Source organism: Bradyrhizobium sp. AUGA SZCCT0177 (genome assembly GCF_018130125.1).
GTDB lineage: Bacteria > Pseudomonadota > Alphaproteobacteria > Rhizobiales > Xanthobacteraceae > Bradyrhizobium.
In genome coordinates this window covers 169,831-189,852 of record NZ_JAFCMA010000014.1, presented here as the reverse complement: position 1 = coordinate 189,852, position 20,022 = coordinate 169,831, and the positions used below count along the sequence as shown (strand labels likewise).

Below are 20,022 nucleotides of genomic sequence, written 5' to 3'. Positions count from 1 at the left end.
GCCCTTGACGGGGCCGAAAATTAATAGGCTGGCGGGCTCGCGTTTCGGGCCCGAATGGCCCCGAATCGAAATCGAAAGACTGCTTCGTGCGCGCAACTTCTAGGAGCGGCTCGCACGGGCGAAGGACGGAAGAGATGATGGAAAAGGTTCCGATGACCGCCGGCGGCTATGCCGCCCTCGAGGTCGAGTTGAAGAAGCGCCAGTCGGAGGACCGGCCGCGCATCATCGAGCACATCGCCGAGGCGCGCTCGCATGGCGACCTTTCGGAAAACGCGGAATATCACGCCGCCAAGGAAGAGCAGTCGCATAATGAAGGCCGCATCGCCGAGATCGAAGACAAGCTCGCGCGCGCCGACATCATCGACATTTCAAAGCTCTCCGGCGACACCATCATGTTCGGCGCCACCGTCACGCTGGTCGACGAGGACACCGAGAAGAAAGCGGTGTGGCAGATCGTCGGTGAGCCGGAGGCCGATGCCAAGAAGGGCCGCATCTCCATCACCTCGCCGCTGGCCCGCGCGTTGATCGGCAAGAAGAAGGGCACGACCGTCGAGGTCATGGCGCCCGGCGGCGCCAAGGCCTACGAGATCACCAAGGTCGAGTGGCGCTAGGCTGGAGCCAGGTTTGCCCCGGCGGGCACTGCCCGCCGGCCCGGGACCGGAACGTGCCTTCGCCGCACTTTGGGATTTCGCCGCACTGGGAAACCCAAAATTGGGGAAAGCCGCACTTGGGGAAGACCGCATGCAACGAACTCATATTGTCGTTGCGCTTCCAGCTCTCACGCTGATGCTTTTCATTGGCGGTTGTCACGCTGCCGCGGCAGCCGAGCTTTCGATCCCGCCGCGCATCGCTCCCAAGGAAAACCCCAAGCAAATCTCGATCCGGACCGGTCCGCCGAATTGCAGCCGCTGGACCGACGACTGCGTCAACTGCACGCGCGGCGCCAAGGATGAGCCCGCGACCTGCTCCAACATCGGCATTGCCTGTCAGCCCAAAGCCATCCGCTGCCTCGGCGCGCAGTGATTCCAGTGCTTGCTTCCGCTTGGGTTGGACGGCCTCGCGGTTCGCGACGCACGCCTCGCCGCCCCCACCATGAGGGTCTCAGACCTCAGGTCGCTGAACCGGATCACGCTCTAGCGGCAGAGTGCCGCAGCGAAGTCACCTGCAAGTAACCTCGCGCGAGACGCGGCAAACACGCAGCGCGCCGCATAATTCCTTTTCTGCTCGCCAAAACGTCATCGAATTCCGGCCGCCGCGCGCTTTTCCTCCAGGCCGCGACGCGATACCAAGTGGAACTCGATCCAACTTGGGGGACTCTCATGACAGAAGCACTCGCGGCGTGGACGCCGCGCGTATTGAGCCTATTGCGCATCATCACCGGCCTTTTGATCATCCAGCACGGCATGGGCAAGATCATCGGCTTCCCGGTCTATCCGATGTACGCGAATGTGCAGCCGTTCTCGCTGGTCGGCGCCGCCGGCTTCATTGAGCTGATCGGCGGTGCACTGCTGATCATCGGCCTGTGCACACGCCCGGTCGCCTTCATTCTTTCCGGCATGATGGCCTTCGCCTATTTCATCGGCCACTTCCCGAAGGGCTTTCATCCGTTGATCAACGGCGGCACGCTGGCGGCCCTGTACTGCTTCACCTGCCTCTATCTGTCGACCGCGGGCGCAGGTCCGTGGAGCGTCGACGCAGCAACCAAGCGGGCTTGAGGGAGCGGACAATGGACAAGTTCAACAAGATGCTCGCAAGCGGCGAGCCGATGGTTCTCAGCGTCTTCCGTTTCATCATCGGATTGCTGCTGTTTCAGTATGGCGTCGCCAAGCTGTTCAAATATCCGCCGGTGCCCATGTTCGCCAAGGTCGAGCTGATGTCGCTGTACGGCGCGGCCGGTTCGCTCGAACTGGTCCTCGGCGGCCTTCTGATGATCGGTCTTCTGACCCGACCCGTGGCCTTCATACTGTCAGGTGAAATGGCGTTCGCCTATTTCATGGGACACTATCCCAAGGGCTTCATCCCGCTGATCAATGGCGGCAACGCCTCGATCCTGTTCTGCTTCGCCTGTCTCTATCTGTTCTTTGCCGGCGGCGGACCGTTCAGCGTGGATGCAATGATGGGAAAGAAGCGGTAGGGAGCGGCGCTACATTTACTAACACTGTCATTCCGGGGCGCGTCGAAGACGCGAACCCGGAATCTCGAGATCCCGGGTTCGCTTCGCGCCCCGGGATGACGGGATAACGCGTCGCGTTATCCCGTCACCTTCAAATCGAGCGGCACCGCCGCCTCGTATTTCGAATTGTGCAGCACCAGCGACGTCCTGACATTGCGCACATGGGGCGCCGACGTCAGATGGGTGACGAAATCCTGAAACGTCGCCATGTCGGGCGCCACGCATTTCAGGATGAAATCCACCTCCCCCGACAGCATCCAGCATTCGCGCACCAGGGGCTCGGCGCGGACAAATTCCTCGAATGCGCGCAAGTCCGCTTCGGCCTGGCTCGACAGGTGCACGGAGGCAAACACGGTGACGTCGAAGCCGAGCCGGCGCGGATCGAGCATGCCGCGGTAGCCCTGGATGTAGCCCTCTTCCTCCAGCGTCCTGACCCGGCGCAGGCAAGGCGGCGGCGAGATGCCGACCCGTTTGGCCAGTTCGACGTTGGTGATTCGGCCATCGGCCTGGATTTCGGAAAGAATTCTAAGGTCGATCTCGTCGAGATTCTTCGACACGCGGTCCGGTTCCTTTGGGTTCCCTAGGTTCTTTGGGGCTGGCTGGGCTTGGGAAGGTGTTTACCGGCAACACTCTTAGCGCAGCTGCCATCAATTGCGCAATTTTATTGCGCGTGCACTGCGCCATTTTGCGTAAATCGGGAGAAAATACCGCAGTTCCGGGGAAAATTCGCTTATTTGAATTGCAAATCTTGCATGGCTACCCAGATATCATAGACTTGGATTTGACACTTTTAGCGCCGCGCGACGCATTTCCCGGCGCTTCCCGCACAAGTCCTCATCAAAATCCTCCAAAGAGAGGGAATCGCCGATGCCCGCGCCTATCCATGCCAAGGTCGTCATTATCGGTTCCGGCCCTGCCGGGTACACCGCAGCGATCTACGCCGCGCGGGCGATGCTTGAGCCGGTGCTGATCCAGGGCATCCAGCCCGGCGGCCAGCTCACCATCACCACCGACGTGGAAAACTATCCCGGCTTTGCGGATGTCATCCAGGGTCCGTGGCTGATGGAGCAGATGGAAAAACAGGCGGCCCATGTCGGCACCAAGCTCGTCACCGATCTCGTCACCAAACTCGACACCACGCAGCGGCCGTTCCGCCTGACCTGCGACAGTGGCGACGTTTATCTCGCCGAAACCGTGATCCTTGCCACCGGCGCGCAGGCGCGCTGGCTTGGCATGCCGTCCGAAGAGAAGTTCAAGGGCTTTGGCGTTTCGGCCTGCGCGACCTGCGACGGCTTCTTCTATCGGGCTAAGGAAGTCATGGTGGTCGGCGGCGGCAATACCGCGGTCGAGGAAGCGCTGTTCCTCACCAACTTCGCCTCGCAAGTCACCGTCGTACATCGCCGCGATCATTTCCGCGCCGAGCGCATCCTGCAGGATCGCCTGTTCAAGAACCCGAAGATCAAGGTGGTCTGGGACAGTGCGATCGACGAAATCTGCGGCACCGAAAACCCGGGCAAGGTCACTCATGTGCGCCTGAAGAACGTCAAGAGCGGCGCGCTGACGGAGGTGCCCGCTGACGGCGTCTTCATCGCCATCGGCCACGCGCCGGCAACCGAACTCGTCGCCGGCCAGGTCAAGCTGAAACCCTCCGGCTATGTCGAGGTGGCGCCGAACTCGACGGCGACGTCGGTGCCCGGCCTGTTCGCCGCCGGCGACGTCGCGGACGAAACCTGGCGGCAGGCGGTCACGGCCGCGGGCCTTGGCTGTATGGCGGCCCTCGAGGCCGAGCGCTTTCTCGCTGTGCGTGCGAGTGATCGGGCGGCGGCAGAATGATTACGCGTCGAACACGGGACGGATTCACGGACATGGATTGGGACAAGCTGAAGGTGTTTCACGCGGCGGCGGAAGCGGGCAGCTTCACCCATGCCGGCGAGCAACTCGGGCTTTCGCAATCGGCGGTATCGCGGCAAGTCTCGGCGCTGGAGCAGGAGCTTGCGGTATCGCTGTTCCATCGCCATGCGCGCGGGCTGATCCTCACCGAGCAGGGAGACCTCTTGTTCCGCACCGCGCATGACGTGTTCATGCAGCTGCAGGCGGCGCGCGCCAAGCTCACCGACAGCCGCGAGCGGCCGTCAGGCGACCTCAAGATCACCACGCCGCCGGCGCTCGGCATCAACTGGCTGATTCCGCGGCTGGACGAGTTCACCAGCCTCTATCCGGATATCCGCATCTCGCTGATCGTGACCGACGAGGATCTCGATCTGTCGATGCGCGAGGCCGACGTCGCGATCCGGACCCGCAAGCCGACCCAGCCGGATCTGATCCAGCGCAAGCTGTTCTCGATCGGATTCCATGCCTATTGCTCGCCGGAATACATCAAGCGCTTCGGCACGCCGCGCACGCTCGACGACCTCGACTCGCATCGCATCATCATGCTCGGCGATTCCCAGGTGCCGCCGCATCTGCAGAACCGCAGCTGGCTGATCGACGCCGGCCGCAACGGCTCGGGTCCGCGCGAGGCTTACTTCAAGGTCAACAACATCCTTGGTCTTGTCAGGGCCTGTCAGCAGGGGCTCGGCATCGCCGCCCTGCCCGACTACCTCGTCGAGGAGAACAACCGTCTGGTGCAGCTGTTCGGCGAGACCGACTCGATCCAGATCGACACCTATTTCGTCTATCCCGAAGAGTTGAAGACGGTGGCGCGGGTGCAGGTGTTCCGCGATTTCGTGGTGAGCAAGGCGCAGCGCTGGCCCTCCTAGCATTTCGATTGGGACTGGAATTTCGGTTCTGATTGAATCGGAACCGGAGCTCTAGATTCTTGTTTTGACGCATTTTCTTGACGCGAGCCGGTATCGATCCCGCATCACGTGCGGCACAGGCTTCGCTCGAAACGCTTTCGCAGCGGCTGACGTTTCCCGCCTTCCGGATTAGCGGCTCTTATAAAGCCCCCGGTCTCCGCATGTCAGACATGCGGCTTAACCGGTTTACGCAAGCCGCATATGGGGATCATAGTGCTTACACGCTGAGCGATCGTGTCGCGCATATGTCCCCCTCCTCCAGTGGCGCGGGCGCTCAGTAATCCCTCTTGGAAGGTGATTGTGTCGGCCTCACGTGGCCAATACCTTAAGCCGGGCTCTTTTGGGCCCGGCTTTTTTTCTTCTCCGGATCGCTTCGTCTGCAGATGATTTGAGCTGAACCTTCTTCGTCTCCAGATCTTTTCTTCTCCCGTAAAACAAACGTCATCGAGCGTGCGCGGATTGACAGCGCGCCGTTGCGCCATCATCATCGAGACATGATCACGAATTCGTGCGCCGCTCTGTCGTCGAAAAAAGGTCCCCACCCGGGGACCCGAGATCGACGCGCGCGATAGATCAACCGCCAAGCCGATCCCGAAACCCCGCCGTCTGGACGGGGTTTTTTCATGTGTCCCGTCTCCGGCAAAAGCCTTCAAGGAGATGGAACCATGTCTACCGATCCGCAAAACCGATTGCAGGGCCTGTGGCTGCCCCTCGTTACACCGTTTCGCAACGGCGAACTCGATGAGCCGTCGCTGCGCCGCATGATCAGGCACTACGCCAATAGCCCGGTCGACGGCTTGATTCTCGCCGCCACCTCGGGCGAGGGCATGACGCTCGACCAGGGCGAGCTCGAGCAGCTGGTGTCGGTGACCCGGGCCGAGATATCGGGCAGCGGACGCTATATCCCGATCTGTCTCGGCCTGTCCGGCGCCAGCACGCGCAAGATGCTGGATACGCTCGACGAGACCGCCGCCTGGCCGATCGACTTCTACCTGATCGCCAGCCCCTATTACACGCGGCCGTCGCAGCGCGGCCTGCTGCGACATTTCACTGAACTCGCCGATCACGCCTCGTGGCCGATCGTGCTCTACAACATCCCCTACCGGACCGCGGTCAATCTCACCAACGAGACCCTGCTGCAGCTCGCCGCACATCGCAACATCGTCGGCATCAAGGATTGCTCTGCCGACCGCGCCCAGTCGATCGAGTTCCTCGCGCGGCGGCCGAAAGGCTTTCGCGTGCTGACCGGCGAGGACGCGCACTACCACGAGGCGCTGGTCGACGGCGCCGACGGCGCCATCCTGTTGTCGGCGCATCTGGAGACCGAAGCGTTCGCCTCGGTGCGGACGCTGATGCAGCAGGGCGACCACCAGGGCGCACAGGCGTGCTGGGACAATCTTTCCGAACTGACGCGGCTGTTGTTCGCCGAACCCAGCCCGGCGCCTGCAAAATACTGGCTGGCGCAGAGCGGGCTGATCGACAGTGCCGAGGTCCGGCTGCCGATGGTGGAAGTCAGCGCGGAGCTCGCGGCGCGGCTCGACGCGGAGCGGGAACGGCGCGCGCCGGCCCTGTTGCGGCGGGCGTAGAGGGGCGTCGCAGCCGGGGCCCTCCCGCTTGCGGGAGCGTTGCGTACAAAAAAGCCGCCGCACGCGGAAGACCGCGGCGACGGCTTTTCTGTCGCTCCACACCGGCTCGGATGATGCGGAGGCGCATAAGGTGACCGGAATATCTTCCAACACCGTGGACGCCGGCCAGAAAAATTGCCTGACCGCGTTGGCGCAATGTTAACCGCATTCGCCCGCGGTCGCCTCAGCCGATCGCCGCGTCACCTTTGCAAACGCGGCGGCCTTCCGGAACGCTGGTTAACGGTTGGTGAGGGCGGCGCTTCAAAAGCGTCCAAAGCCTTGCCGTCAACTTTAAAATCTCGGGCGTATTGATGTCCTCATTGAGAAAACGGGGGACATCACATGATCGACCACACCAGTGACAATTGGAAATTTCCGACCTGCGAACGCGTCCAGCGAATGCAGGACGTTCTGCTGGTTTCGTCCTTTGCCTTGTGGGCGACGCTGATCGGTTTCGCGCCGGTCGTGACCTGGCGCCTGCTGATCGCTTGAAAGAAAACGCAGCGGCTGCCGTGGTTAATCGGCGGTAGCACCTGCGGTCAAATGCGAGCGAAATTGCGACCGGGATTTTAAAAGCGGTCGCGTATCAAGCTCGTCACAACGGAAAAAAACGCGGGGGCGCGTCGTGGAAATCGAAAACAATACTCTCCCTGATCAACAGGGCTTTACGACCGAGGACGTTCTTTGGGCGGTCGGCATCTGGTCGGTGATCCTGACCATGTCGCCGGTCGTCGTGTTCTACATGCTGATGGTGGCGTGAGCAGACTTGCTCCGTCCGTCATTCCGGGGCGCATCGAAGATGCGAACCTCAGATGTGCAATTGCACATCGTAGTTCGATGCTGCGCATCGCCCCGGAATGACGACATACAATAGAAAAACGCGCGGAGTCCCGCGCGTCTTTTTTGAGTCCGTAAGCGGCGTTGTTACGCCGCTTGCTTGTGCATGGCGCCGGAAGCCGACGCGTTGCCGCGGATGGCCTTGATCGAACGTTCGATCGCAGCCCACAGCCGGCTGATTTCCGCAGCGGCCCGGCCTTCCGCGTAATATTCGCGGGCGCCTTCGCCGTTACCAAGCGCCAGTAACAGATCGGCACGGTTGGTGATCTGACCGCTCCACACCGGCGCACGGAATTTGATCAGTGCTTCACGCGCGATGGTGACGATGCGGCTTTCAACGCTGTCCCGGCTCGCGGGGGCACCGTTGATGACGACCGCATAGGGCTTGCGCGCCGCACGGCAGGTCTGAATGGTTTCCTGCACGGCATTGACGTCAAACACGCCGGGCCGCGCCGGAATGATCACCATCGTGGCGTTCTTGATGGCGTCGTCGACGACGGCCGACAAATTCGGCGGCGTGTCGATGAACACCCATTCGATGCCGTCGCGCTTGGCGGCGGCGATAATTCCGCTGACCGAATTTACCGCGGCCTTGATCGGCGGCTCGTTCGTTCCACGCAATTTGTGCCAGAGAGTAAGCGATCCCTGCGGATCAGCATCAACCATCAAACAGGGCTTCGTCGACTTATGGACATGCGCAGCAATGTGGGCAGCCAGGGTACTTTTTCCCGAGCCCCCCTTACGCGAAGCAAAAACTATGACGTTCATACCTTGGCCTCCAGATTGACCCCAGAAGCCGAAAATGAATCAGCGCACTGATTCGTGAAAGAAAAATTTGCTGCTTATTGCGAAGAAGCCACTGATTAGCCAATAAAGTTGCTTTTTGAGTCACACTGCGTGCGACGCCGCAATCCGTGATGAAATCGCAAAAATGGAATCGCCAGAGTGACTTGATCGATTCAGCGCATGCTTTTTGCGCGCTGTCGTTCGATCCACTTGCGCTCGATCCATCCGAGCAGCTTCGCCATCGGCGTCTGCAGAAACGGGACGTCCTGCGCGAACAAAAGGAGTCCGAGCGGCAGCATCCAGAGTCCAAGCACCGGCAAGATGCTGAAAATGCCGCCGAGGATCAGCAGAATAGCGATCGGAATCCTGACGTAGCGCGACGACGGCTTGCGCAGCCAGGCGACGAATCTGGCCGGGCCGGCCGGCAGCTTGGCTTCGAACCAGGCAAAATGCCGGTCGAGCTCCATTTGCGATTCTTTGCTCAATTAATCTCTCCTCCTGCTGAGAGATGTTGACTCGCAGCTGGAGTCACAAGGCGTCAGTCTGTCGCGCGAAGGGGGCTTGAAATGGCATGCTGCGCTCAGGTCCGGGCTGGTTTTGCCGGTTTCTTGGGCTTACGCGCCTTGGCTGCGGATTTGCGCGGGGCCGCCGGCTTGATCGCCATCGGCCTGCCGGCGGGCGCTGAAGCGGCCCGGCTCGGTTCGGGACCGGATCTGAATTGCGCCCGACAGGGCGGCGAAAGCTGTGACTTCTTGGCGACCATGCAGGCCGTGACGCGCTCGACATTGGGGATTTCGGAGCTGCAAAGCCGGAAAGCGTCGCTGGTGCAGGCCTGTTCCTGTTCAGGGGTGTAGCTCTGACCCGAAGCCGGCAGCGATGAAAATGCGAGCGCCGTCGTCAACACCAAACCAAACCCGAAATTGCTGATCCGAAAAGTCGCCATGAATCCCCCCGAGGCAATGATTCCACGAATTGTGGGTGAACCGCCCGGGATTGGCAAGCAGGGGTGGACAACAGGCCACAGCACAAGTGCGGCGACCAGCGCTGATTTCACCGGGCGGACGGGCGGCAGAATGGGCGGTGAATTGGGGAATTGGCAAGCTGGGCAACGCAATGACCTTTTCAGAAGGGCCTGCTAACCGCATAGCTTGCCGCGATCAGTTCGCGGAGCCGAAGGATAAATCGTTGGCCGACCAACCTGACCTATCCTTCGGGGCCACCTTCCGCTCGGTGTGGAATGGCATGCTCGACGTGTTTGTTCGGCTGCGCTTCCTCTCCCTGGTCGGCCTGCTGATCTATCTTGCCGTGGGGATTCTGGGATTCGTTGCGCCTGTTATCGCTGACAACCCGGTGCTCCGGGAAGGCCTCGATGCGATCAAGACCATCTTGATTCTTCCGCTTGAGATCGCGATCTACCGCCTGTTGATCCTCCGCGAAACCACTTCCGGCTACGATTTCGCGATATTCGCGCCACGCTTCCGGCGTTTGCTCGGTTGGACCGTCGTGCTGTGGGCGCTCATCACCCTTCCACCCTACCTGCTAGGCCTGATCACGCCGTCCGAGGACGCAGTTTCAATCGCGACCATCGCAACCGCGATCGTCGTCGTCGTCGTCCTGGTGCGGCTGGCTATTCTTTTTCCGGCGATCGCGGTTGACGCGCCCGGTGCCTCGCTGCGCAATGTGCTGGCGGATACGAAGGCTCGAAGCTGGTTGATCCTGAAAAGTTTTTTTATTGTGCTGCTGCCGGTATTGGCCGGGTTCCTGGCGGTCGGCTTGATCGGCGACCTCGACGATCTGCCCAGCTGGTGGAGCGCAGCCAGAATTGCGCTCAACAGCCCGATCGAGTTGCTGGCGACGGTGTTGGCCGCCGCGACCGCATCGCGGCTGTTCGGCTGGATCGGCCATCAGGTGAAGGGCGTGCCGGTCTGATCCGGTCAGGCATCATTGGCCGGACAGGCGCTGCGGCCAGCGCAACGAATCCGACGCTCTCCGGGAATATCCGCGATGGGGTTGGTACAGTTGGGTGGGCTCGAACCACCGACCTCCTGTTCCACAGACAGGCGCTCTAACCAGACTGAGCTACAACTGCATCCTGCGCGAGCCCCACGAAAAAAGGGGGTCGCGAATGGGCGGGAAACTAGGTGCAACGCCACGCTTTGGCAAGGCCACCAGCCACCCGATTATCAGTCGTTTCGGGGGCAGACAAAGTTCATTTGCTTCGGGGCATCGATGGCCCACCCCTGCGAAGGACCGGCCCGGGGGCAACAAAAAAGCCCGGGCTGACCTGCCCGGGCTTCTTCAAACCTTAATGCGGGCTCAGGCGGCCGGCTGCTGGTACTTCGCGGCCGACGCCTTGATCGGTTCGACGGTTTCGGTCGCAACTTTCTGGCCGAGTTCAGCGAGTTCCTTGGCCTGGGCCGAAAACGTCTCGAACTGCTTCTTGGCGTGCGAGGTCCACAGCTCCATGGCAGCTGCCGGCGTCTTCACGCTGAGCAGGTCCTGCGCGAAGTCGAGCGAGGACGTGGTGTTGGCCTTGAAGAACTCGAACAGCTTGGCCGAGTAGGCGCTGGCGCCCTTGTTGGCCGAGGTGAACACGGCTTCCATGGTGCCGTTATGGCTCTCGGCCACATCCTTGAACTTGGCGTAGTTGTCGCGCGCCTGCGAAACGCCCTTTTCAGCGAACGCACGCATCTGCTCGGGGACTTCGAATGGAATGATGGAGGCGGAGAACGGATCGGTCGAACTGGTCATTCGCATGCTTCCTTCGCAACGGGGTGAATTGTGGTGACCCCTTGCGAACGCCACCGGTGAAAACGCCGGTAGCGCCGTACTGGATCACACGGTCTCTGCTTGTCTGAGCACGATCTTCTCGGAATACTGGTACATATTTCCGGATCGAACTCCGGTCTTGGGGAGTGCCCATCGTCGGGCATGCCCAATAAACACCCTTATCATGTCAATTTTGTGCAACGCAAAGCAAAACAATGTGCACTGCGGCATACATTGCCTGTTTTGAGTGTATTTCTAGTCTCTAAATCCTAAAGTAGAATAGGCGGGACTTTTGAAGCATGTGTCCTCAGGCCTCTCCTGGGCTCTTGGGCTTCGCCGCATCCATCGCGGCGCGGCTGACGATCTGACCCATCTCGCTGGCTTGCTCCGCCAGCGCACGCATCTGGCCCTGCACATACTCGCTGTGCAGCCGCATCACCTCGGTCAGATCCTTGGCCTTCAGCAGCGCTTGCGCGTAGTCCAGCGAGGTCTGAACGTTCTTTTCGGCGAAGGCGACCGCCTTGCTGCCGATTTCCTTGACGTTGGTGCGCGCGGCGGCGCCATGGTCCTCGAACGAGCCCGCGGCCTGATGCGCGGAAGAGAGGAATTTCTCGAAGGTCTGGCGGGCCTGCTCGAAGCTAGCCTCCGCCATCGATCGCATTTCCTTTGGAATCTCGAAACGGCCATCGTCGCTCATGGTCCCACTCCTGTGGTGTTGGGGGCTGCTTGGCAGGCGTCCAGGTATCGCTAAAAGACCTCACCGGTATGATGCCGTGTCGGCGGTTCCGCATCGTGCACCTTGGGCGGAGGGCCTCGGGTTCACATCGTGAACCCCCGGCGGTCTTTTGCAACAAGCTCAACGCCGCAGAGGCCGATTCGGTTCAGCTGGATTAAGGTTATCGCGGCTTAGAATACCGCTTGGGTCCGCCCGGCCGTGGACCTGCCGCGCCGCGCTTGCGATACTGGCGATCCACTTGCGATCCTGCAGGGCAGTCAGCGTTTGGCCGCCGATTCGCAAAAATCATCTTCGAGCAGAAGGCTCACGTCCACGGTCATGTCGCGCTGATGAATAATGCCGAACTCCAGATGCTAGCGCTCGGCGATCCGCGGCTGGCGGTGCACGCGACGAGCACCCTGGCCGCATGGCTGTGGTCGAGCGACGGCACGCGGGTTCTGTGGGCCAATCCGGTCGGCGCACGCTTGTTCGGCACGGCCAACAGCACGGCGCTGGCGGGGAAAATTTTCGGACCGGCCGATCCGCATCGGCGGCAGATCGCGCGGCTCGCCGGCCGCCTGCTTGCGAACGGCGCGGTCCGGCTGGAGCGGCTGCAAGGTTTTGGCGCGGCGCCCGGCATGCTCGCGACCTGCGGCTGTTCGCGGCTCGATCTGCCCGATGGCAGCCACGGTATTTTGGTTGCTGCCGGCAACATCTCAGGCCGCGCCATGCCGCTGAAGGAACGGCTGCAGCGGCTGGTCGAGGGTCTCGCGATGCCAGTCGCGGCGTTTACCCGTGACGGCATCCTGATCGGCACCAGCGATACGGCGCGTCCCCTGCTCGGCTTTCACAATCTGGTCGAGGCCGGCCTCGACGATGCGCGCCAGGACGCGCTGAAACAGGGCGCCGTCGCAACCGCGATCGACATCGGCCGCATGGTGGTGCAACGGGTTGGCGCTGGCGCCGACATCGGTCTCGTCGCGCTGATCGTGCCGGACGCCGTGCACGCCGCAGCGCCGGAGCCCGTCGCGGCGGCGCAGCCGCAAGAAGAGCAACCGCAAGAAGAATTGCCTGAACCACTCGAGCCGCCGGTGGCGGGCGTTGTCGCGAACGATCCCGCACCCGTACCGCCGCAGCCCGCCCCCATGGGCGAAGCGCCGGCCGCCTTGGCGCTGTTCGACGCGCTCGCAGAGGCGCCGGAAGAAGAACCCGAAACCGAGCCGGTCGCCGCGGCGGCGCCGTCCAGCAGCAAACCATCCGCCGCGTTGCCGCCTGAACCATCGCCTGACGTCGAAGCGATCGCCGCCGAAGCCACGCCCTCATTCGCCGCCGACGCCGCGCCTGAATCATCAGCCGAAAACCTGATAGCGCCGACCGCCGCCGCCCCCGTCAAGGCGCCGTCCTGGTTCGAAGAGCCGTCACCGCATGCGCGGCGGCTTCCGTTGCGCTTCATGTGGCAGATGGATCAGGAAGGCCGCTTCACGCTCGGCGCCGATGAATTCACCCGGCTGATCGGCCCCCACACCACCGCCGGCTTCGGCCGGTTGTGGAGCGAGATCGCGGAAGCCTTCGGGCTCGATCCCGAAGGCCGCGTGATGAAGGCGTTTGCCACGCGCCAGACCTGGAGCGGCATCACGCTGAACTGGCCGGTCGATGGCGGCGCGCGGCTGCCGGTCGAATTGTCGGGCCTGCCGATCTTCGATCGCGCACGCCATTTTGCCGGCTTTCGCGGCTTCGGCGTTTGCCGCGATCTCGACGGCCTGGCACGGCTGGCCGCCTTGCGCCGCTACGAATTCTTCGGTGGAGCACCCGCGCCGGTCGCGCCGGAACCGCACTCGGCTGATATCGTCCAGGCAGGCCCAGCGTCGGATTCGGTCGGCCCAGAGTTGCCCGCGCAGGATCCGTCCGCGGAGGACGCGCCTCAAGAAGCGTTGCCGCAAGAAAATTTCAGCGAGAACGTGACCGCGCAGCCGACCGCGGCAGATGACCCGCCCGCGGAATTTGTCATCGAGACCAGCGTTGCGTCGCCTCCCGTTACGGAATTGCCCGAGCCGATTGCTTCCGAGATTTCACACCCAACCGATCTGGATGCCGCCGTGGATACCCCAAAGGATACTCTGGCAGAAATGCAGGCGGAAACGCCGAAGAACGTTCTGCCGTTCCGCCCGCCCGGCGACGCCAAGCCGCCATCGCTGACGCCGGTCGAAAACAGCGCCTTCAACGAACTCGCGCGGCAATTGTCGGCGCGGCTCGAGAACGAGAACGGCAATGAGACGGCACAGGCCGTCACCGGCCTCGATGAAACCGTGGTCGAGAACACCGCATCGACGGACGCGTATGCGGCAGCTTCACAGGAAGCCGCGAGCGATGCCCCGGTGCAGCCGGAATGGCTGGCACCATCCGAGCCGCCGGCGCGCGGCGAAAGCAGGCGCGACAAGGCGCTGCTCGACTTGCTGCCGGTCGGCATTCTGATCTACCGGCTCGACCGGCTGCTCTACGCCAATCCCGCCTTCCTCACGCAGATGGGCTATCCGAGCCTGCATGCGCTGGAAGATGCCGGCGGCCTCGATGCGCTCTATGTCGAGCCCGGCGTCTCCAACGCGCCCTCGACGTCGGACACCGGCACGCCGGTGATGATCTCCGCGAGCCAGCCGAAACCTGCGGAACAAGGCTCGGAAGAAGACCCGGAAGGGCCCGCATCGACGCCACCGGCGGCGACTGACGCGCGCCTCTACACGATTTCATGGGACGGCGATTCCGCGCTCGCTTTGATCTTCTCGGGTGCGCGCGGCGAAGCGGCGGCCGTCGCCGCCGCGATCGCGGAAGCTGTGCCGGTTGCCGAACCGCCGGCCGCCGAACCGTTGCCCGCGGGCCACGCCGATGCCGAAGAGCTTGGCGCCATCCTCGACACCACAGCCGAAGGCATCGTGATGTTCGACGCCGAGGGTAACATCAGCTCCGTCAATCGCAGCGCCGAAGCGCTGTTCGGCTATGACGGCGAGGACCTGGCGCGGCGCAATCTGGCGGATCTGTTCGCGCCGGAAAGCCAGCACGAGGTGTTCGACTATCTCGCCAGCATCAAATCCGAAGGTGTCGCCAGCCTGCTCGAGCACGGCCGCGAGACGCTTGGGCGCGAGAGCAAGGGCGGCTTCATTCCGCTGTCGATGACCATGGGACGGACAAAGGCCGATGGTCCGAATTTCTTCGCGGTGTTCCGCGACCTGTCGCAGGCCAAGCAGAGCGAGAACGAGTTGCGGGAAGCGCGGCGCCTCGCCGAGCGCGCCGCCAGCGCCAAGGCGGACGTGCTGGCCCGCATCAGCCATGAGGTGCGCACGCCGCTCAACGCCATCATCGGCTTCTCCGAAGTGATGATCGGCGAACGTTTCGGTGCGCTCGGCAATGAGCGCTATGTCGAATACATGAAGGACATCCGCGCTTCCGGCGAGAGGGTGATCTCGATCATCAACGACCTGCTTGATCTATCGAGGATTGAGACCGGCAAGCTCGATCTGTCGTTCACCAACCAGAATCTCAACGAACTGGTCGAGAGTTGCGTCGCCGTGATGCAGCCGCAGGCCAACCGCGAACGCATCATCATCCGCACCTCGCTGGCGCACACGCTGCCGCCGGTGGTCGCCGATGCGCGCGCGTTGCGCCAGATCACGCTCAACCTGATCGGCAATTCGATTCATCTCGCCAATGCCGGCGGCCAGGTCATCGTCTCCACGGCGTTGTCCGATTTCGGCGAGGTAATGCTGCGGGTCCGCGATACCGGCCACGGCCTCAACGACAACGAAGTCGCCGCCGCCCTGGAGCCGTTCCGCACCCCGGCACCATCCGATCAGGCCTCCGAGGGCGCCGGCGTCAGCCTGTCGCTGACCAAAGCGCTGGTCGAAGCCAACCGCGCCCGATTCCAGATCAAGACCGGCGCGCGCTCGGGCACGCTGATCGAGGTGGTGTTCGCGCACACGACCGCGAAGGCCTGAGCGCGGCCGTCAAATTTTTGCGAGAACGGGTTTTTAGTTTCGCGATGCGGGCTTCGTGACACTTGTGGCTTGCAAGCTGCGGGAGACTGCCATGGATGGACTTGGTGAAGCCGTAACGCCGCAAGCCATCGCAGCGTGCGAGAAGATCATCCGGCCCTATATCAGGCGCACGCCCGTGATCGAGACCGATGGCCGCGAGTTCGGGCTGTCGGCCGCCACAATCTGCCTCAAGCTCGAATTGCTGCAGCACTCGGGAGCGTTCAAGGCCCGCGGCGCCTTCACCAATCTGTTGACCCGAGCGATCCCCAAAGCGGGCGTCGTCGCAGCGTCGGGCGGCAACCACGGCGCTGCCGTCGCCTATGCTGCGATGAGGCTCGGCATACCGGCCAAGATTTTCGTTCCCAGCGTGTCTTCTCCGGCCAAGATCAAGCGCATCCGCGAGTACGGCGCGGACCTCACCATTGAGGGCGATGGCTATGCGGATGCGCTCGCCGGAAGCGAAGCATGGGCGCAGCAAACCGGCGCGCTGCCGGTTCACGCATTCGACCAGAACGAAACCATCATGGGGCAGGGAACGATCGGCCTGGAGCTCGACGAACAACTTCCCACCATCGACACGGTCCTCGTTGCGGTTGGCGGCGGCGGGCTGGTTGCGGGGATAGCGGCCTGGTACGCCGGCCGCATCAAGGTGATCGGTGTCGAGCCGTTTGCGTCGCCGACGCTGACCAGGGCTTTGGAGGCCGGACATCCCGTCGATGCGGAGGCCGGCGGGCTGGCGGCGGATTCGCTGGCGCCGCGCCGCGTCGGCGAAATTGTGTTTCCGATCGCGCAGAAATACGCGCCGCGCACCGTGCTGGTGACCGACGACGCGATCGCCGAGGCGCAGCAGACGCTGTGGCGCACCTTGCGCATCGTGGCGGAGCCGGGAGGTGCCGCCGCCTTTTCGGCGATTCTGTCCGGCGCCTATCGGCCGGCCGACGGCGAACGCGTGGCCGTCGTCGTCAGTGGCGGCAACACGGCCGCGGTGAATTTCGACATCACGCGCTGAGAAGGCGAACACCCCTAGCTGTTGTCGATGAGGCATGGAGTGGGCCAACGTCGAGCGACACATTTGGAACGCTTCTAAACTATAATCTGGAATCACTCTAAAAGAATGCAGTCGCGACATCGCGGCGCTTCGTGCGCGCTATCCGCTGGGCTAGTGAAACCGGCATCATCCTCGTGCCTGCCGGAGCAGCCCTCATGATCAAATTTCGCGTCTTCGCCGCATCAGCGGCGTTGCTTGGTTTGGCCTCGTCCGCCATCACCACGGCTTCCGCCGATAACGGCGAAGTCAACGTCTATACCTATCGCGAAACCAAGCTGATCCAGCCGCTGTTCGATGCCTTTACCAAGGACACCGGCGTCAAGGTCAACGTCGTCTCGGCGAGTTCAGGGCTCGAGCAGCGCATGAAGGCCGAGGGCGCCAACAGCCCGGCCGACGTGCTGCTGACGGTCGATATCGGCCGCATGGACGAGGCCGTGAAGGCCGACGTGACCCAGCCGATCAAGTCGGAGGCGATCGACAAGGTCGTGCCGGCGCAATATCGCGATCCCGACGGACACTGGGCCGGCATCTCGATGCGCGCGCGCGTGATCTACGCCTCGAAGGATCGCGTCAAGCAGGACGCCATCACCTATGAAGAGCTCGCCGATCCCAAGTGGAAGGGCAAGATCTGCATCCGCTCCGGCCAGCACATCTACAACAACGGACTGTTCGCGGCCTACACCGCGAAATACGGCGAGGCCAAAGCCGAGGAATGGCTGCGCGGCGTCAAAGCCAATCTGGCGCAGAAACCCTCGGGCGGAGATCGCGAGGCCGCGCGCGACGTCGCCGCCGGCAAGTGCGACATCGGCATCGGCAACACCTATTACTGGGCGCTGATGATGAACAACGATCCCGAAAAGAAGCCGTGGGCGGAAGCCACCAAGGTGATCCTGCCGACCTTTGCGGGCGGCGGCACCCACGTCAATCTGTCCGGCGTGCTGCTGGCCAAGCACGCGCCGAACAAGGCCAATGGCCTCAAGCTGATCGAATGGCTCGCCGGTGAAAAGGCGCAGCAGATGTATGCCGACCAGAACTACGAATATCCGGTGCGCGCCGGCGTCGCCATCAACCCGACGATTGCGGGCTATGGCAAACTCAACGCCGATACCCTGCCGATCGCCAAGATCGCCGCCAATCGCAAGGCGGCCGCGACGCTGGTAGACAAGGTCGGCTTTGATAATTGATGTTCGTGAAGCGATAGCATCGTGATCGCGCGGCGACCGCAATTGCGTCCCCTCCCCCCTTGCGGGGGAGGGTTAGGGAGAGGGGTGGCGGCAACGGCAGTGCGCGTGGCTTACCCCTCTCCCCTGCCCTCCCCCGACGCAAGTCGGGCCTGCCCGACTTGCGCAAACTCAAAGTACGCAACCGGGGTAAACCCCGGGTGCGTGGGGGAGGGAGCCCACCTCCACCAGCCAATACACCGACTTTCCCCATTCACATGTGACCTCCCGTGAACCCTTCCGCGCACGCCGGACGGATCTCGGCGGCCATCGCGGTCATGACCGCGATCATGGTCGCCGCGCCCGTGATCGCGGTCATCGCGCTGGCGATGAACCCCGCGCCCGATCTGTGGCGGGATCTGATCGCCTATGTGTTGCCGCGGGCAATGCTCGACACCTCGCTGTTGCTGTTCGGCGTCGGCGCGCTGGCGCTTGTGATCGGCGCCGGCACCGCGTGGCTGATCTCGCTGCATGACTTTCCCGGCCGCGCGCTGCTGTTGTGGCTGATGCCGCTGCCGCTGGCGATCCCGACCTACATCGCCGCCTACGTCTATGCCGACCTGTTCGAACCGCTCGGCCTCGTTCATCGCACGCTGGCGATCTGGTTTCCGCTGCGCGACACGGTGGCCGCCCTGCCCAATCTGCGTTCGATGCCAGGCGCGATCATCGTCATCGGGCTCGTGCTCTACCCTTACGTCTATCTCTCGGCGCGGACGATGTTTCAGTTCCAGAGCGCCGAATTCGCCGAGGCCGCGCGAACGCTCGGCGCCAGCCGCCTGCAGATATTCTTCCGCGTCTCGCTGCCGATGGCACGGCCGGCCCTGGCGGTCGGCGTGGCGCTGGTGTCGCTGGAAACGTTGAACGACATCGGCGCCAGCGAATATCTCGGCGTCCGTACGCTCACCGTGTCGATCTTCACGACCTGGCTCAACCGCGGCAGCCTCGCCGGCGCGGCGCAATTGTCCTGCTTCATGCTGGCGATCGTGGCCGGCCTGATCGCGATCGAACGTTATGGCCGCCGCAATGTCGCGACCGGGTTTTCCGCCGAGAGCCCGCGGCTGACGCCGCGCACGCGATTGCACGGCAGCCGGGGCTGGTGGGCGTTCGTCGCCTGCCTCACGCCCGTGCTGCTCGGCTTCATCGTACCAGTGCTGTTTCTGCTGCAGCAGAGTTTCAAGCGCGGGCTCTTGACCAATTTCGACATGACGCTGGGACGCGATGCCTTCAATTCGGTAGCGTTCGCGACCCTGGCGACGCTGATTGCGCTCGGGCTCGGCTTTGCCACCATCCTGGCCTGGCGCTGGCGCCCGGATCCGGTGCGCCTCGTTGCGATGAACATCTCGCAAACCGGCTACGCCCTGCCCGGCCTGGTTCTCGCGCTGGGCTTGCTGACCCCGGTGCTCGCGATCGACAATGGCCTGAGCGCGCTCGGCGGATGGCTCGGAGGTTCGTTGCCGGGGCTGATCCTGGTCGGCTCGGGAGCAGCCGTCGTGATCGCCTATGTGATCCGCTTCCTGGCGGTGCCGACCGGACTGATCAAGGCAGGCTTCGAGCGAATCCCGCACGACTACGACGACAGCGCGCGCGCCGCCGGCGCAAGGCAAGCCACCACGATGCGGCTGATCCATCTGCCGCTGCTCCGGCCGGCGATGCTGGGCGCCGTCATCATCGTGTTCGTGGACTGTCTGAAGGAATTGCCGGCGACGCTGCTGCTGCGTCCGCTCAACGTCGATACGCTGGCGACCTCGATCTACCAGTTCGCCAGCCGCGGCAGTTTTGAGGACGGCGCGCTCGCCGCGCTGCTGATCGTCGCCGCCAGCATCGGCCCGGTGGCGTGGTTGACGCGGTTCTCCGACGTGCCGTCAGGACCGGCGTAGGTGGCAAAGGCTTCCGTCGTCCCTGCGAACGCAGGGACCCATAACCCCGGTCGTCTATTGCTTGAAGAAGGTCTCTCCTACAGCGCGCAAACGAGAGGCCGCCGCGAGGGTCCCGGCGCAAGGCCGGGACGACCATAGAATTTTGTCGC

The 20,022-nt window shown here is 63.0% G+C and carries 20 protein-coding genes and 1 tRNA gene; 14 read left to right on the top strand and 7 right to left on the bottom strand.

Features of this window, described 5'->3' with window-relative positions:
* The first annotated feature begins 137 nt into the window (after positions 1 to 137).
* The 4 genes from greA to JQ597_RS18480 all read left to right on the top strand — a co-directional run bounded on the left by greA (position 138) and on the right by JQ597_RS18480 (position 2,134).
* Positions 138 to 611, top strand: a complete 474-nt coding sequence (gene greA / locus JQ597_RS18495; RefSeq protein ID WP_192736743.1) for a transcription elongation factor GreA — start codon at positions 138 to 140, stop codon at positions 609 to 611.
* 130 nt (positions 612 to 741) lie between these two features.
* Positions 742 to 1,023 carry a hypothetical protein gene (locus tag JQ597_RS18490; protein ID WP_212265654.1) on the top strand — a complete coding sequence of 94 codons (282 nt, stop codon included), beginning with the start codon at positions 742 to 744 and terminating at the stop codon, positions 1,021 to 1,023.
* Between the two features lie 296 nt (positions 1,024 to 1,319).
* Positions 1,320 to 1,715 carry a DoxX family protein gene (locus JQ597_RS18485; RefSeq protein WP_212265653.1) on the top strand — a complete coding sequence of 132 codons (396 nt, stop codon included), beginning with the start codon at positions 1,320 to 1,322 and terminating at the stop codon, positions 1,713 to 1,715.
* 11 nt (positions 1,716 to 1,726) lie between these two features.
* On the top strand, positions 1,727 to 2,134 hold the full coding sequence (locus JQ597_RS18480; RefSeq protein ID WP_249133632.1) for a DoxX family protein: 408 nt from the start codon (positions 1,727 to 1,729) through the stop codon (positions 2,132 to 2,134).
* A gap of 116 nt (positions 2,135 to 2,250) precedes the next feature.
* Here JQ597_RS18480 and JQ597_RS18475 read toward each other — a convergent pair whose 3' ends face one another.
* Positions 2,251 to 2,730: an Lrp/AsnC family transcriptional regulator gene (locus JQ597_RS18475; RefSeq protein ID WP_192736745.1), complete on the bottom strand. Its 480-nt coding sequence runs from the start codon at positions 2,728 to 2,730 to the stop codon at positions 2,251 to 2,253.
* A gap of 310 nt (positions 2,731 to 3,040) precedes the next feature.
* On the opposite strand from JQ597_RS18475, the gene trxB reads away from it, so the two are divergent.
* From trxB to JQ597_RS38095, 5 genes are all read left to right on the top strand, one after another.
* The gene (gene trxB / locus JQ597_RS18470) at positions 3,041 to 4,006 is read left to right on the top strand and encodes a thioredoxin-disulfide reductase (protein ID WP_212265652.1); all 966 of its coding nucleotides are present in this window, start codon (positions 3,041 to 3,043) and stop codon (positions 4,004 to 4,006) included.
* Positions 4,007 to 4,038: 32 nt separating this feature from the next.
* Entirely contained in the window at positions 4,039 to 4,932 is an 894-nt protein-coding gene (locus JQ597_RS18465) for a LysR family transcriptional regulator (protein WP_212032642.1), read from the top strand.
* 704 nt (positions 4,933 to 5,636) lie between these two features.
* A complete protein-coding gene (gene dapA, locus JQ597_RS18460) occupies positions 5,637 to 6,557 on the top strand; it encodes a 4-hydroxy-tetrahydrodipicolinate synthase (protein ID WP_212265651.1) in 921 nt (306 codons plus the stop codon).
* 381 nt (positions 6,558 to 6,938) lie between these two features.
* A complete protein-coding gene (locus tag JQ597_RS18455) occupies positions 6,939 to 7,088 on the top strand; it encodes a hypothetical protein (protein WP_212265650.1) in 150 nt (49 codons plus the stop codon).
* Between the two features lie 133 nt (positions 7,089 to 7,221).
* Positions 7,222 to 7,356 (top strand): hypothetical protein, encoded by a 135-nt coding sequence (locus JQ597_RS38095; protein WP_283813432.1) that lies wholly within the window; start codon positions 7,222 to 7,224, stop codon positions 7,354 to 7,356.
* 164 nt (positions 7,357 to 7,520) lie between these two features.
* Here the strand turns inward: JQ597_RS38095 and JQ597_RS18450 are convergent, their stop codons facing one another.
* The 3 genes from JQ597_RS18450 to JQ597_RS18440 all read right to left on the bottom strand — a co-directional run bounded on the left by JQ597_RS18450 (position 7,521) and on the right by JQ597_RS18440 (position 9,162).
* Positions 7,521 to 8,201, bottom strand: coding sequence for an AAA family ATPase (locus JQ597_RS18450; RefSeq protein ID WP_212265649.1), 681 nt, complete (start codon positions 8,199 to 8,201; stop codon positions 7,521 to 7,523).
* A gap of 191 nt (positions 8,202 to 8,392) precedes the next feature.
* Positions 8,393 to 8,686, bottom strand: a complete 294-nt coding sequence (locus JQ597_RS18445; protein ID WP_409363320.1) for a hypothetical protein — start codon at positions 8,684 to 8,686, stop codon at positions 8,393 to 8,395.
* Between the two features lie 113 nt (positions 8,687 to 8,799).
* Positions 8,800 to 9,162 (bottom strand): hypothetical protein, encoded by a 363-nt coding sequence (locus JQ597_RS18440; RefSeq protein WP_249147978.1) that lies wholly within the window; start codon positions 9,160 to 9,162, stop codon positions 8,800 to 8,802.
* 137 nt (positions 9,163 to 9,299) lie between these two features.
* Between JQ597_RS18440 and JQ597_RS18435 the strand changes: the two genes are divergently transcribed.
* A complete protein-coding gene (locus JQ597_RS18435) occupies positions 9,300 to 10,148 on the top strand; it encodes a hypothetical protein (protein WP_212265647.1) in 849 nt (282 codons plus the stop codon).
* 82 nt (positions 10,149 to 10,230) lie between these two features.
* Here JQ597_RS18435 and JQ597_RS18430 read toward each other — a convergent pair.
* The 3 genes from JQ597_RS18430 to JQ597_RS18420 all read right to left on the bottom strand — a co-directional run bounded on the left by JQ597_RS18430 (position 10,231) and on the right by JQ597_RS18420 (position 11,685).
* Positions 10,231 to 10,308, bottom strand: a tRNA-His gene (locus JQ597_RS18430).
* 227 nt (positions 10,309 to 10,535) lie between these two features.
* Complete coding sequence (locus JQ597_RS18425; protein WP_212265646.1) at positions 10,536 to 10,970, bottom strand: phasin; 435 nt, start codon at positions 10,968 to 10,970, stop codon at positions 10,536 to 10,538.
* 325 nt (positions 10,971 to 11,295) lie between these two features.
* Positions 11,296 to 11,685: a phasin family protein gene (locus JQ597_RS18420; RefSeq protein WP_212265645.1), complete on the bottom strand. Its 390-nt coding sequence runs from the start codon at positions 11,683 to 11,685 to the stop codon at positions 11,296 to 11,298.
* A gap of 368 nt (positions 11,686 to 12,053) precedes the next feature.
* Here JQ597_RS18420 and JQ597_RS18415 point away from each other — a divergent pair, with 368 nt between their 5' ends.
* From JQ597_RS18415 to JQ597_RS18400, 4 genes are all read left to right on the top strand, one after another.
* Positions 12,054 to 15,689, top strand: a complete 3,636-nt coding sequence (locus JQ597_RS18415) for a sensor histidine kinase (protein ID WP_212265644.1) — start codon at positions 12,054 to 12,056, stop codon at positions 15,687 to 15,689.
* A 91-nt stretch (positions 15,690 to 15,780) separates the two neighbouring features.
* Positions 15,781 to 16,737, top strand: coding sequence for a threonine/serine dehydratase (locus JQ597_RS18410; RefSeq protein WP_212265643.1), 957 nt, complete (start codon positions 15,781 to 15,783; stop codon positions 16,735 to 16,737).
* A gap of 194 nt (positions 16,738 to 16,931) precedes the next feature.
* Complete coding sequence (locus JQ597_RS18405) at positions 16,932 to 17,960, top strand: Fe(3+) ABC transporter substrate-binding protein (protein ID WP_212265642.1); 1,029 nt, start codon at positions 16,932 to 16,934, stop codon at positions 17,958 to 17,960.
* A 314-nt stretch (positions 17,961 to 18,274) separates the two neighbouring features.
* Positions 18,275 to 19,873, top strand: a complete 1,599-nt coding sequence (locus JQ597_RS18400; RefSeq protein ID WP_212265674.1) for an ABC transporter permease — start codon at positions 18,275 to 18,277, stop codon at positions 19,871 to 19,873.
* Positions 19,874 to 20,022: the final 149 nt, after the last annotated feature.